The following is a 13,432-nucleotide window of genomic DNA, read 5'->3' on the forward strand; positions in this document are numbered from 1 at the left end:
TGTGAGGGGGACGTGATCGGGGTCACTTCTTGCTGTTGATGACCGCCTCCATCACGCTCTTCGCGATGGGCGCCGCGAGGCCACCGCCGGAGATGTCGTCACGGACGGCACTGTCGTCCTCGACGACCACGGCTACGGCGACCGGCGAGCTGCCGTCGGCGAGCTTGGCGTACGAGAGGAACCAGGCGTACGGCTTCTCGCTGTTGTCGACGCCGTGCTGGGCGGTACCGGTCTTGCCGCCCACGGTGACGCCGTCGATCTGCGCGTTCGTGCCGGTACCGTCCTTGACGACCGTCTCCATCATCGACTGCAGGATCTGGGCGTTGTCCGAGGACAGCGGCTGGCTCAGCTTCTCCGGGTCGGTCTGCTCGATGGTGTCGAGGCTCGACGTCTGGAGCTTGTCGACCATGTACGGCTTCATCAGGGTGCCGTCGTTGGCGACCGCGGAGGCGACCATGGCCATCTGCAGCGGGGTCGCGGCGGTGTTGAACTGGCCGATGGAGGAGAGCGCGGTCTGCGACTGGTTCATGTCGTCGGAGAAGACCGACGCGTTCGAGCGGACCGGCGTGAACTGCTCGGCGCCGAAGCCGAACTTCTTGGCCTCGGCGAGCATCTTGTCGTTGCCGAGGTCGGAGCCGATCTTGCCGAAGACGGTGTTGCACGAATACCGGAGGGCGACCCGCAGGGTGGCGTTCTTGCAGGGGATGTTGCCCTCGTTGGGCAGCTCGGTCGTGGTGCCGGGCATGGTCCACGGAAGCGGCGTCTTGGTGGGCGAGTCCGCGTCCGTGTACAGCCCGTCCTCCAGCGCGGCGGCCGCGGTGACCACCTTGAAGGTGGAGCCCGGCGGGTACGTCTCGCGCAGCGCCCGGTTGAGCATCGGGTCGTTGGGGTTGTTCTTCTTGAGGAGCTTGTTCCAGGCGTCCCCGTCGTTGGAGCCCGCGATCGTCGAGGGGTCGTACGACGGGTAGGAGGCCAGGGCCAGGATCGCGCCGGTGGACGGGTCGATGGCGGCGACGGCGCCCTTGCCGCGCCCCTTCAGACCGTCGTAGGCGGCCTTCTGGGCGGCGGAGTTGAGGGTGGTGACGACGTTGCCGCCCTGCTTCTTCTTGCCCGTGATCATGTCCAGGGTGTTGCGGAAGAAGAGCTGGTCGTCGGTGCCGGTGAGGATGCCGTCCTCAAGGTTCTCGACCTGGCTGGTGCCGTAGGCCTGCGAGGCGTAGCCGGTGACGGGCGCCCACATGGCGCCGTCCTTGTACGTGCGGACGTACTCGAAGTCACCGCTGGAGACCTTCTTGGAGCCGGTGATCTCCTTGCCGTCCACGATGATGTCGCCGCGCGGGGTGGCGTACCGCTCGATGGCGACGCGTCGGTTGGCGGTGTCGGTCCGCAGCTCGTCGGCCTTGACGTACTGGAGCCAGTTGTCGCGGATGAGCAGGGTGAGGACGAGGAGTCCGCAGAAGAGCGCGATCCGGCGCAGGGGCTTGTTCACGGGCGGACCACCTGGGTCATCTCGGCGTCGGGGTTGGGAGCGGGGGCGGGCGCCGGGCGGCGCGCGGTGTCGCTGATTCTCAACAGGATGCCGATGAGGGCCCAGTTGGCGATGACGGCGGAACCACCGGAGGCCAGGAACGGCATCGTCATACCGGTCAGCGGGATCAGGCCCATCACACCGCCGGCGACCACGAAGACCTGGAGCGCGAAGGCGCCGGACAGACCGACGGCGAGGAGCTTGCCGAAGGGGTCGCGGGCGGCGAGGGCGGTGCGCACACCGCGCTCGACGATCAGCGCGTAGAGCACGAGGATCGCCATGATGCCGGCGAGGCCCAGTTCCTCGCCGAAGGTGGCGAGGATGAAGTCGGAGTTGGCGGCGAACCGGATGAGGTCGGAGTGGCCCTGGCCGAGGCCGGTGCCGAGGGTGCCGCCGGAGCCGAAGGCCCACAGGGCCTGCATGGCCTGCTCGGAGTGGCCGGCGGAACCGGCCCGGGAGAGCGAGTACTCCTTCATCGGGTCGAGCCAGGCTTGGACGCGCTGCTGGACGTGCGGTTCGAAGCTGGCCACGCCGACCGCGCCGGCGCCGGACATCAGCAGACCGAAGACGATCCAGCTGGTCCGCTCGGTGGCGACGTACAGCATGATGACGAACATTCCGAAGAACAGCAGCGAGGTGCCCAGGTCGGTCTCGAAGACCAGGATCAGGATCGAGATGAACCAGACGACCAGGATCGGGCCGAGGTCGCGGCCTCGCGGCAGGTACAGGCCCATGAAGCGGCGGCTGGCCAGGGCGAGCGCGTCACGCTTCACCATCAGGTAGCCGGCGAAGAAGATCGCCAGGACGATCTTCGCGAACTCACCGGGCTGGATGGAGAATCCGGCGACCGAGATCCAGATCTTGGCGCCGTAGATCGAGGTGCCCAGGCCCGGGACGAGCGGCAGCAGCAGCAGGATGATCGCGCCGACCATGGAGATGTACGTGTAGCGCTGCAGGACGCGGTGGTCCTTGAGGAAGATCAGCACGACGATGAAGAGCGCGATGCCCATGGCCGTGTACAGCAGCTGGCGGGAGGCCGCGTTGCCCGCCTGGTTGATCGACTGGAGCAGCTTGGACTGGTCAAGGCGCCAGATGACGACCAGCCCGAGTCCGTTGAGCAGTGTGGCGAGCGGCAGCATCAACGGGTCGGCGTACGGCGCGAACTTGCGGACGACGAGATGGCCGATGCCGGCGAGGAGGCCGAGGCCCAGACCGTAGCTGAGCAGTCCGGCCGGTACCTGGTCGTCGATCGCCAGGCCCACGTTGGCGTAGGCGAACACGGGGATCACCACGGCGAACACCAGGAGCGCGAGCTCGGTGTTGCGTCGGCTCGGGGTGCCGATGGCGCCGATGGTGGACGTGTGGTGCGTCGGTGAGTTGGGAGTGCTGCTCATCGTGTGACAGGGCCTCTCACGGCTCGGCTACTGCTTGTCGCACTGCGAGACGACCTTCTGCTCCTGGTCGGAGAGGCTGGGGCCGGGGGTGGGCGTGGGCGCAGTCGGGGACGGGGTGGCCGTCGACGCCGATGGGTTCGGGGTCGGTGTGGCCTTGGACGAGAGAGAGGCGGGTGTGGTTCCCGTGGTGCCGCCTGCCTCGCCCTCACCGGTCTTGGCGTTGTTCTCGGCCTCGGCCTTCTCGCGCGCGACTTCCTTCTCGCACGCGGAGGCCTGGACCGCGAGGGCGTCGATCTTCGTCTGGGCGTCCTTGAGGCCGCCCTCGGTGATCGTCGCCTTGACCTGCTTCTGCATGTACGTCGGCAGGTACTTGAGTTCGATCTCGGGGTGGTCCTTGTGCACCTTGGACAGCGAGACCCAGGCGAGGTCCTGGCTGATGCCCTGGTACAGAGCCACGTGTTCGCCGTTGGCGCCGACGTAGTACTGCGTCTGCGTCCAGCGCCAGCCGCCGTAGAGGCCGCCGCCGACGACGGCCAGCGTGAGCGCGATGTAGAAGGATCTCTTGAGCCACCGGCGGCCCTTGCGGGGCTTGACGAAGTCCTCGTCGTCGTAGTCGCCGAAGCCGGTCGCGGAGATGTAGCCCGTGGTGTCGCCGGAGCCGGGCGGGCCGAACTCGCCGCCGCCCTGCTGTCCCGGCACCTGGCGGCCGAGCCCGGAGGCGCGGCCGGCGGGGGTCTGCATGATGTTGTTGTCGTGCAGCTGGAGCTGGTTCTCGGCGACCGCGCCGACCACGACGGGGGTGTCGGACAGCTGCCCGGCGAGGGTGTCCCCGGTGTCGAGGTCGAGGACGTCGGCGACGATGACCGTGATGTTGTCGGGGCCGCCGCCGCGCAGCGCGAGCTGGATCAGCTCCTGCACGGTCTCCTGGGGGCCCTGGTAGCTGGCGAGGGTGTCTTCCAGCGTCTGGTGGGAGACGACGCCGGACAGGCCGTCGGAGCAGATCAGGTAGCGGTCGCCGGCGCGGACCTCCCGGATGGAGAGGTCGGGCTCGACGTGCTCGCCACTGCCCAGCGCGCGCATCAGCAGGGAGCGCTGCGGGTGGGTGGTGGCCTCTTCCTCGGTGATCCGGCCCTCGTCGACGAGCCGCTGCACCCAGGTGTGGTCCTGCGTGATCTGGGTGAGGACGCCGTCGCGGAGCAGGTAGGCGCGCGAGTCGCCGACATGCACGAGGCCCAGGCGCTGGCCGGTCCACAGCAGGGCGGTGAGCGTGGTGCCCATGCCCTCCAGCTGCGGGTCCTCCTCGACCATCGCGCGCAGTTGGTCGTTGGCACGCTGTACGGCCGTGCCGAGCGAGGTGAGGATGTCGGAGCCGGGCACGTCGTCGTCGAGCGCGACGATGGTGGAGATGGCCTCGGAGGAGGCGACCTCACCGGCCGCCGCGCCACCCATGCCGTCGGCGATGGCGAGCAGCCGCGGACCGGCGTACCCGGAGTCCTCGTTGCCCTCCCGGATCATGCCCTTGTGCGATCCGGCGGCGAAGCGCAGTGACAGACTCATGCGCACCTCGCCCGTCGGCTCCGGATACATCCGCACGGTGCCCACCCTCCGGTCGGGAGCGCGCCGGGGCCCGGGGTGCCGGGCGCCGCTGCGTGCTCGCTCCGCTCGCGCTCATTCATGACGTGGCACTACTTCCGCAGCTCGATGACGGTCTTGCCGATGCGGAGGGGCGCGCCCGGCGCAATCGGCGTGGGAGTCGTCAGCCGCGATCGATCGAGATACGTGCCGTTGGTGGAACCCAGGTCCTCGACGATCCACTGGCCGTCGCGGTCCGGATAGATCCTGGCATGGCGGCTGGAGGCGTAGTCGTCGTCCAGCACGATGGTGCTGTCGTGCGCCCGGCCCAGCGTGATGGTCTGCCCCTGGAGCGCGACCGTGGTGCCGGTGAGGGTGCCCTCGGTCACCACCAGTTTGGTGGGGGCGTTACGACGCTGGCGGCCGCCTCCGGCGGCCTGCTGGCGCTGCTGCGGTGGCGCGGCCTGACGGGCGGCGGCCTGCTGCTGCCGCCCGCTCTCCCGGCGCGAACCGCGCTGGGTGACACGCGTACCGAACAGGTCGCTGCGGATGACCTGCACGGCCACGATCACGAACAGCCACAGTACGGCCAGGAAACCCAGCCGCATGACCGTGAGGGTCAGCTCTGACATTGCCCCCGCTTCACCCTTCGGCTTGCCGGTAAATGATGGTGGAACTGCCCACGACGATCCGCGAGCCGTCGCGGAGCGTAGCGCGGGTGGTGTGCTGCCCGTCCACCACGATGCCGTTGGTGGAGCCGAGGTCCTGGACGGTCGAGGGCGTTCCGGTCCGGATCTCGCAGTGCCGGCGGGAGACGCCGGGGTCGTCGATCCGCACGTCGGCCTCGGTGCTGCGGCCCAGCACGAGCGTCGCGCGGGAGATCTGATGGCGGGTGCCGTTGATCTCGATCCAGTGGCGCATTCGACCGCCGGCCGTGGGTGCGGCCGGGGACCGCTGTCCGCCCGCGGGCTGCGGGGTGCCGAAACCACCGCCGCGGCCGCCGGGGGGCGGTGCGGCGGGCATCGGCGGTGCGCCCGAGGGTGCGGCGGCCGGCGGGTAGCCGTAGCCACCGGGGGCTCCCGGGGCACCGGCGGCCGGTCGTCCGGCCGGAGCGGCCGGGCCCGGCCCGGAGGCCTGCTGGTTGGTGGAGGAGGCGAGCGTACGGCTGCGCACCCGGTACAGGCCGGTGTCGAGGTCGTCCGCCTTCTCCAGGTGGACCTTGATGGGGCCCATGAAGGTGTAGCGCTGCTGCTTGGCGTAGTCGCGCACCATGCCCGCGAGTTCGTCGCCGAGCTGCCCGGAGTAGGGGCTGAGCCGCTCGAAGTCCGGCGTGCTCAGCTCCACGATGAAGTCGTTGGGTACGACCGTCCGGTCGCGGTTCCAGATGGTCGCGTTGTTGTCGCACTCGCGCTGGAGCGCTCCCGCGATCTCCACGGGCTGGACCTCGGACTTGAACACTTTGGCAAAGGTGCCGTTGACCAGACCTTCGAGGCGCTGCTCGAACTTCTTCAGGACTCCCATGGGGCACCTCCTCCGTAGTTGCTGCCGTCCTGCATCCCGCCGAGCATCCCGCTGGGCGGGCACTGTCCTGCCCGGTCGTGCTGGTACTGCTTACTGATCGTATCCACGCGCCGGTGAATCGGCTGGTTCCCCCTGTCGGCCCGGTCGACGGGTGTCGACGCCTCCGAAGTTCCCTCCGGAGCTCCCCTTCGAACTCTTCTCGGACATCGTCCTGGCAAGGATCGTAGAGGCGGCCGCAGACCAGTGTCCCGCACTGGACTGCGCACCCGGACCGGCTCCTGCGGAGACGGCCGGGACCGGTACGAGGTTGATACGTGAACCGGTCCCCGTCGAGACGTAGCCGGGGGGATCCGGGGGTGGGGTGGCGCATGGACGCGGAGTGTGCTGGTGAGCGGCTGCCCGGCCGTAAGTGATGTGAACCCACCCCTTCCAGCGTGCTAATGTTCTGCTTGTCGGAAGGCGCCAGCCCCCTAGGGGGAACAGCCCGAAGACACACCAAATGCGCGAGTGGCGGAATGGCAGACGCGCTGGATTCAGGTTCCAGTGCCCGCAAGGGCGTGGGGGTTCAACTCCCCCCTCGCGCACAGCGAAGAACCGATGAACGGGTCTTCACCGGTGACGGAAGTCACGGTGAGGGCCCGTTTCTCGTGGAGCGGAAAAAGGGCCCCGGCGGTGAGGTATCTCACGGTCGGGGCCCTGCCCGTTCCGAAGCCGGGAGTTGTCCCTCCGGTGCGAGGAGGGGGGCGGCCGGGAGCGCGGTCGGCGGGCCGAGGGGAGGCCGATCGGCGGGGCCGGGCGGCCGGGCGGTCGGAGGTGGGCGGCGGCGGGTGGCGGGCAGCCTCCGGACGTACGGTCTGCCGTCTGCCGTCTGCCGTCTGCCGTCTGCCGTCTGCCGGACCGGGTTCGGGTTCAGGCTTGCGTGCGCAGGTGTCGCAGGGCTGTCTCGGCCTCGGAGCGGGTCCTTCCGACGGTCAGCAGGACCGCCGTGGCGGCTGCGGGGGCGGAGCCCTCCCAGGTCTCGTCGTTCACCGACTCCAGCATCGAGACCACGACCGACTCCAGCACGTGGGCCAGGACCGGCGCGGGCAGGTGGTCGGCGAAGACCCCGTCCCGCTGGCCCTGCGCGAGCAGTTCGCCGGACAGCTCCCGTGCGGGGGTCAGCGCGCCGCGGATGTCACCGTCCAGGTCGCGGCGGCCGAGCGCGATCAGCATGCGGAAGCGGTCGCCGATGCCCCAGACGGCCGTGATGTAGCGGGCCAGGGCCAGGTCGGAGGGCTCGGCGGGGTCGCGTTCCGCGACGAACGCCCGCTGGAGCGATTCCACGGCGTCGTCGGCCAGGGCTCTGACAAGGTCTTCCCGGCTGGCGAAATGGCCGTACAGAGTGCGGCGGGCGACCCCCGCGGCGCGGGCTATGTCGTCGATGGTCGTCTCCGGGTCCCCGCTCAGAGTCTCGCGCGCCGCGTCCAGAATGCGTCGCCGATTCGCCTGCGCGTGCCGCCGGCGGGGTGCCGCCTTCGCGCTCTCCGTCATCGCCCGCTCCTTGTGTCGCCAGGCCGAAGACTCGCACATGGACGACGAGGCGTGACGGGGAGGCGTGACGGAGGGAGCGGGTGGCTGCCCGGCCCGATCCGGGTGGCCCGGATGGGGCGGCGAAGTGCCCCCACCCGGGCGGCGGGCCTACGCCGCGACGCGCTCGGCCACTTCCTTGGCCTTGGTGGCCGCGTCGTCGAGGGCGCGCTCGCGGGAGGCCTCGAACAGCGGGATCAGCTCGGTCATCGCCGGGTTCTGGGGGGCCATGGTGAGCTCCGGGACGATGAAGTGGAGGTCCAGGGCGAGAGTGTCGGCGAGGACCGCCTTCAGGTAGGTCTGGACGTACTCGTAGCCCTCGCGCGGGGTGCCCGGCGCGTACGAGCCGCCGCGGCTCGCGACCACGGTGACCGGGGTGCCCTTGACCTTCGAGTCCTCGGTCATGGCAGTGCGGCCCACGAGGAGCACGTTGTCGAGCCAGGCCTTCAGGGTCGAGGGGATCGAGAAGTTGTACATCGGGGCGCCGATCAGCACCGCGTCCGCCTGCTCCAGCTCCTCGATCAGCCGCACGCGCGCGGAGAAGGCGGCCGTCTGCTCCGGGGTGTGCGCGGCCGGGTCGGAGAAGCCGGCGGTGTGGGCGTCGGCCGTGATGTGGGGGACGGGGTCGGCGGCGAGGTCGCGGTAGATCACCGTGCCCTCGGGGTGCTGTTCCTCCCACGCCTTGCGGAAGGCGTCCGTCACGGCGCGGGACGTGGAGGCGTCGGCCGGGAAGACGGAGGAGTCGATGTGCAGGAGCGTGGCCATGGGGTTCTCCAGGGTGTGGCGGAAGGAGTGGCGGTCTGCCAATTCGTACTCGACTATAGATAGCATAGTCACTTACTTTTCTTCATCCCTTTGGGGGTGGGCAGTACCCTGAGGGCATGACGGTCGAGCAGAGCCACGACCCGGCGGCGTGCAAGCGGGTCGACGGAGGCATCACGCGTGTCTTCCAGCTGCTCGGAAAGCGCTGGACCGGACCGATCGTGTCGGTCCTCATCAACGGCCCCGCCTACTTCGTCGACCTGCGCCGGGCCGTCCCCGGCATCAGCGAACGCATGCTCTCCGACCGCCTCACCGAACTCGGGGCCGCGCGCCTGGTCGTGCGCGAGGTCGACGAGGGACCTCCGCTGCGGGTCTCGTACCGGCTGACCGAGGCGGGCGCCGCGCTGGAACCCGCGCTGCGGCTGCTCGGGGAGTGGGCGACGGAGCATCTGCCGGAGGCGGAGCGTCAGGAGGGGTGCTGAGGCGTCGACGGTTGTCGGGGCCCTGACGGGTGTCGGGGTGTCGGCGGGTGGTGGGGGACACGGCACGGTGGATGCGGCGATGCCGACGGGTGCGGGGATGCCGGCCGATGGTGAGATGCCGTCCCGTGCCGGTGCGTTGACGGGCCGGGGCGTGCCGACCGGGTGTCGGTGAGGTGTCGAGTGGTTGCCGCGTTGTCCACAGTTGTGGAGTTGTCCACAGGGTCTGACGCGTTTCGGCCACCGGCTGTACGGTCGGCACGAGTTGATGTTCGTGCGTGTCGGGTGCGGGGGAGGCGGTCGCTGTGACCGAGGTCGGTACGGAGTCGGTTGTCGGGGACGCTGTTCCCGTTCAGGAGGCTGATCCTGTTCCCGCTCGGACGGCCGCGGAGAGTGCCGGGGGCGCCCATCGACTTCCCGAGGTCCGCGGCTTCGCCGGATGGCCCGCCCAGGGCACGCCCAAGGAGGAGGGCAAGGCGCTGCGGCAGAGCGTCCCGCGCGGTGCGCACGCCGTCCTCGACCTGGACGGCGGCCGGCCGGGCGCGGTGAGCGCGGTCGAGGAGTCGAGCCGCGGCCGTATCGCCGGGCTCACGCCGATCAGGGTCGGCAGGATGGCGGCCACCCCCTTCGCCTTCCTGCGCGGTTCGGCCGGCCTCATGGCGTACGACCTGGCCCGCACTCCGATGACGAGGATCCGCGCCCAGATCTGCGGCGACGCCCACGCCGCCAACTTCGGTCTGTACGGCGACGCGCGTGGTGGCCTGGTCATGGACCTGAACGACTTCGACGAGACGGTGAACGGCCCTTGGGAGTGGGACCTCAAGCGACTCGCCGCCTCCCTGGTGCTCGCCGCCCGTGAGGCGGGCGCCGACGAGCACACCTGCCGCAAGGCGGCGCACGACGCGACGGGCGCCTACCGCCGCACCATGCGCCTGCTGGCAAAGCTGCCGGTGCTGGACGCGTGGAACGCCATCGCGGACGAGAAACTGGTCTCCCACACCGACGCCCACGACCTGCTCGGCACCCTGGAGCGGGTCTCCGAGAAGGCGCGGGCCAACACCAGCGGGCGCTTCGCCGCGAGGTCCACGGAGCCGACCGAGGACGGCGGTCGCCGCTTCGTCGACGCCTCGCCGGTGCTGCGCCGCGTCCCGGACGCCGAGGCCACCGCCGTGGCCGCGTCCCTGGAGCAGTACCTGACCTCGCTCTCCGAGGACCGCCTCCCCCTGCTGGCCCGCCACTCGGTGCACGACGTCGCCTTCCGCGTGGTCGGCACGGGCAGTGTCGGCACCCGGTCGTACGTCGTGCTGCTCCTCGACCACCGTGGTGAATCGCTCGTCCTCCAGGTCAAGGAGGCCCGCTCCTCGGCCCTGGTGCCGCATCTGGTGAGCGCCGGGTTCGAGGCGCCGGCGGCCGAGCACGAGGGCCGGCGAGTGGTCATGGGGCAGAAGCGCATGCAGGTGGTCAGCGACAGCCTTCTGGGCTGGACCTCGGTCGACGGACTGCCCTTCCAGGTACGGCAGTTCCGCAACCGCAAGGGCAGCGTCGACCCCGCAGCCCTCGCCGCAGACCAGCTCGACGACTACGGCCGGATGACCGGCGCGCTCCTCGCCCGCGCCCACGCCCACAGCGCCGACCCGCGCCTGATCGCCGGGTACTGCGGCAAGGGCGAGGAACTGGACGAGGCGATCACCGCGTTCGCCGTCGCCTACGCCGACCGCACGGAGGCTGACCACGCCGAACTGGTGGCGGCGGTGCGGTCGGGGCGGATCGCGGCGGAGGTCGGGGTGTGACGGTCAGGGTGTGACGGTCAGGCGTGATGGTCGTGGTGGCTGGGGCGGACCGTCGCGGAGGCCGGGCGCAGTGGTCGGGCGCGGAGGTCGGGCGGGTGTGGCGGTGGTGTCGGTGCGGCGGTGAGGGTTCTTCCGTCCGGTGGGAGGACCGCGTCGAGGCGTGGTCGTCCGGCCTGAGACAACGGGACCGGCACCGTGGCCTACGCTGGTCGGGTGACGACACCGGAAGCTGAGCAGGGTGGTGTCGCCGGTGAGGACCGGCCGACGCCGGACGCCGATGTGCCCCGGCCCGAGGAGCGGCTGGAACGGGCCGTACGGGCCGCCGAACAGGCGTTGATCGAGTACGAGATCGCGGTCGACACCTTCCGTATCGAGGTCGAGAACTTCTCGCGGCTGCACCATCAGAAGCTCGGCCCGATGTACACCCGCCTCGACGAGCTGGACGCCCAGATCGCCGAGGCCCGGGCCGCCCGCACCGGCGACCCCGAGGACCTGCGGAAGGCCGACGAGGCGCGGGCCCGGGTCATGCCGATGCCCGGTGTCGAGGAGCTCTTCCACGGCTGGATGGACAGCGAGGGCCTGTTCCCGGAGGCCGAGGCGATGCTGACCGATCAGCCGGTACGGCCCCCGCAGCGGGTGCGGCCCAGCGAGGAGGTCCGCAAGCGCTACCGCGAACTGGCCCGCAAGGCCCACCCGGACCTCGCCCAGGACGAGTCGGAGCGCAAGCGGCGCGAGGAGTTCATCACCCGGGTCAACGCCGCCTACGCCCGTGGTGACGAGGCGTTGCTGGTGGAGCTCGCCGAGGAGTGGGCCGCCGGGCCGAAGCTCCCGGAGCAGGGGCCGACCCCCAGCGAGGAGCTGTACGCCCGCCTCGAATGGCTCTCCCAGCGCAAGGAACTGCTCACCGTGGTCGCCCGGGAGCTGGAGGAGAGCGCGATCGGCTCGATGCTCCGGATGGCTCCGGACGACCCGGACCACCTCCTGGACGAGGTCGCCGAGAAGCTCTTGGCCGACGTCTCCGCACGTGAGGCCGAGTTGGCGGAGCTGCTCGGATAGCAGGCAAGGCGGTCTGACGGCTGCGGAGGGTAGGTGACTCCGACGGTCCGGACGTCTTGCTGACTCCGGTACTTCGGTACTCCGGTGATTCGGAGGTCTGGTGGCTCCGGTGATCTGGGGGTCCGGAGGTGTGGTGATCCGGGGTGTGGCTGTCGGCCGAGCCGGTTCCCGTGCCGGTCGTCCCGGTCCCCGTCCGTGTCCCGGTCGGCGTCGGGTAGCGTCGGAGACATGCATTTCGGAGCTGGTGTGCCCACGGTCGAGGTCACGGACCTCAAGGACGGCGACTTCCTGCTGGACGTCCGCGAGGACGACGAGTGGCAGGCGGGTCATGCCGAGGGAGCGCTGCACATCCCCATCAGCGAGTTCGTCGCCCGGTACGGCGAGTTGACCGAGGCCGCGCCGCAGGACGGCCGGGTCAACGTGATCTGCCGCTCCGGCGGCCGTTCGGCCCAGGTCGCGACGTACCTCGTCCAGCAGGGCATCGACGCCGTGAACGTGGACGGTGGCATGCAGGTCTGGGCCGCCACGGGCCGCCCCGTCGTGACCGACGCGGGACAGCAGGGATTCGTCCTCTAGTCGGGGATTCGTCCCCCAGTCGGTTCAGGCCGATCGGCTCGGGTCGGTCGGTTCAGACCAGTGGATGGGCCGCCAGGAGGTCGCCCAGGGTCTCCTCGTGTGCCGACGCCGGGCCGAGGGACAGTTCCAGGTACTTGGCCCAGGCGTGGTACCGGTGCAGCGGGTATTCGACGTCGGCGCCGAACCCGCCGTGCAGATGCTGTGCGGTCTGTACGACCCTGCGGACGCCCTCCGACGCCCAGATCTTGGCGACGGCCACGTCACCGGAGGCGGGCAGCGCCCCCGGTGCCCCCGAGGCGATCCGCCACGCGGCCTGCCACAGGGTGACCTCCATGGCCCGCAGGTCGATGTAGCGGTCGGCGGCCTGGACGGCGACCGCCTGGAAGGTGGCGACCGGGAACCCGAACTGCTCCCGCTTGCCGGTGTACTCACTGGTCATCCGCAGCACCCGCTCCCCCAGCCCGAGCGCCAGCGCACACGTCCCGGTGGCCAGCAGCTCCCGCAGCCACTCCCACGCCCCGTCGGCGTCGATGACGTCCCGGGCCGCGATCCGCACGGCGTCCAGGCGCAGTTCGCCGAGCCGCTCGCCGGTCGTGGAGATCTGCTCGGCGAGCCCGACTCCCTCGTGGACGCGGGGGACCAGGGCGAGCAGAGTCCGGTCGGCGGCCGTGTGCGCGGGGACGAGGACGAAGTCGGTGCCGTACGCCCACGGCACCGCCGCCTGCACGCCGTCCAGCACCCACGCCTCCCCCTCCTGGCGCGCGGTCACGGCGAGTTCGGCCGGGTCGTGCCCGGTACGACCGTTCGCGGCGACGGTCAGGACGACCTCCCCGCGCCCCGCCCGCTCGACCAGCGAGGCCTTCAACTCCTCACCGCCGAAAGCCTGTACGGCGGCCAGCGCGGCGCAGCTCTCCAGCAGTGGCACCCGCGCCAGCACCTTCGCCGCCTCCCGCAGCACCAGGCACAGGGCGACCGCGTCCAGGCCGGCCCCACCGAACTCCGGCTCCAGCAGCAGGCTCAGCAGGTCCGCGTCGGCGAGCCTGGACCACAGGGCACGGTCGAAGTCGTCCGCGACCGCACCCGGGGTGAGCGAGGGACTGGGCACCGCGTCCGGGGCGACCCCGGCGAACACCCCCCGCGCCGCCTCGGCCGCCGCTTGCTGCTCCTCGGTGAAGGTGAAGTCCACGA

Annotated in this window: 12 protein-coding genes and 1 tRNA gene; 5 read left to right on the forward strand and 8 right to left on the reverse strand. The window is 70.6% G+C overall.

From position 1 onward, the window contains the following. Positions 1–22: 22 nt before the first annotated feature. The 5 genes from ACZ5VD_RS13980 to ACZ5VD_RS14000 form a co-directional block, all read right to left on the reverse strand. A complete protein-coding gene (locus ACZ5VD_RS13980; protein WP_468550035.1) occupies positions 23–1,489 on the reverse strand; it encodes a peptidoglycan D,D-transpeptidase FtsI family protein in 1,467 nt (488 codons plus the stop codon). Next, positions 1,486–2,922, reverse strand: a complete 1,437-nt coding sequence (locus ACZ5VD_RS13985) for an FtsW/RodA/SpoVE family cell cycle protein (RefSeq protein ID WP_468550034.1) — start codon at positions 2,920–2,922, stop codon at positions 1,486–1,488. Before ACZ5VD_RS13985 ends, ACZ5VD_RS13980 begins: the two co-directional genes overlap by 4 nt. Positions 2,923–2,949: 27 nt before the next feature. Then, positions 2,950–4,509 (reverse strand): Stp1/IreP family PP2C-type Ser/Thr phosphatase, encoded by a 1,560-nt coding sequence (locus tag ACZ5VD_RS13990; protein ID WP_468682491.1) that lies wholly within the window; start codon positions 4,507–4,509, stop codon positions 2,950–2,952. A gap of 98 nt (positions 4,510–4,607) precedes the next feature. Continuing rightward, positions 4,608–5,126, reverse strand: coding sequence for an FHA domain-containing protein FhaB/FipA (locus tag ACZ5VD_RS13995; RefSeq protein WP_468550033.1), 519 nt, complete (start codon positions 5,124–5,126; stop codon positions 4,608–4,610). A gap of 10 nt (positions 5,127–5,136) precedes the next feature. Beyond that, positions 5,137–6,015, reverse strand: coding sequence for an FhaA domain-containing protein (locus tag ACZ5VD_RS14000; RefSeq protein ID WP_468682330.1), 879 nt, complete (start codon positions 6,013–6,015; stop codon positions 5,137–5,139). A 501-nt stretch (positions 6,016–6,516) separates the two neighbouring features. Between ACZ5VD_RS14000 and ACZ5VD_RS14005 the strand changes: the two genes are divergently transcribed. After that, positions 6,517–6,599, forward strand: a tRNA-Leu gene (locus ACZ5VD_RS14005). A gap of 325 nt (positions 6,600–6,924) precedes the next feature. On the opposite strand, the gene ACZ5VD_RS14010 is transcribed toward ACZ5VD_RS14005, so the two are convergent. Together ACZ5VD_RS14010 and ACZ5VD_RS14015 are read right to left on the reverse strand one after the other, a co-directional pair. Further along, complete coding sequence (locus ACZ5VD_RS14010) at positions 6,925–7,545, reverse strand: TetR/AcrR family transcriptional regulator (protein ID WP_468550031.1); 621 nt, start codon at positions 7,543–7,545, stop codon at positions 6,925–6,927. 147 nt (positions 7,546–7,692) lie between these two features. Continuing rightward, positions 7,693–8,346, reverse strand: a complete 654-nt coding sequence (locus ACZ5VD_RS14015; protein WP_468550319.1) for an FMN-dependent NADH-azoreductase — start codon at positions 8,344–8,346, stop codon at positions 7,693–7,695. A 116-nt stretch (positions 8,347–8,462) separates the two neighbouring features. Between ACZ5VD_RS14015 and ACZ5VD_RS14020 the strand changes: the two genes are divergently transcribed. From ACZ5VD_RS14020 to ACZ5VD_RS14035, 4 genes are all read left to right on the forward strand, one after another. After that, a complete protein-coding gene (locus ACZ5VD_RS14020) occupies positions 8,463–8,825 on the forward strand; it encodes a winged helix-turn-helix transcriptional regulator (RefSeq protein ID WP_468550030.1) in 363 nt (120 codons plus the stop codon). Between the two features lie 302 nt (positions 8,826–9,127). After that, positions 9,128–10,612, forward strand: a complete 1,485-nt coding sequence (locus ACZ5VD_RS14025) for a DUF2252 domain-containing protein (RefSeq protein WP_468682331.1) — start codon at positions 9,128–9,130, stop codon at positions 10,610–10,612. Positions 10,613–10,825: 213 nt separating this feature from the next. After that, positions 10,826–11,668: a J domain-containing protein gene (locus ACZ5VD_RS14030; RefSeq protein WP_468550028.1), complete on the forward strand. Its 843-nt coding sequence runs from the start codon at positions 10,826–10,828 to the stop codon at positions 11,666–11,668. Positions 11,669–11,914: 246 nt separating this feature from the next. After that, positions 11,915–12,244, forward strand: coding sequence for a rhodanese-like domain-containing protein (locus ACZ5VD_RS14035; RefSeq protein WP_468550318.1), 330 nt, complete (start codon positions 11,915–11,917; stop codon positions 12,242–12,244). 52 nt (positions 12,245–12,296) lie between these two features. Here ACZ5VD_RS14035 and ACZ5VD_RS14040 read toward each other — a convergent pair whose 3' ends face one another. Continuing rightward, entirely contained in the window at positions 12,297–13,430 is a 1,134-nt protein-coding gene (locus tag ACZ5VD_RS14040; protein ID WP_468682332.1) for an acyl-CoA dehydrogenase family protein, read from the reverse strand. Positions 13,431–13,432: the final 2 nt, after the last annotated feature.

This window comes from Streptomyces sp. NPDC032822, from assembly GCF_055578825.1.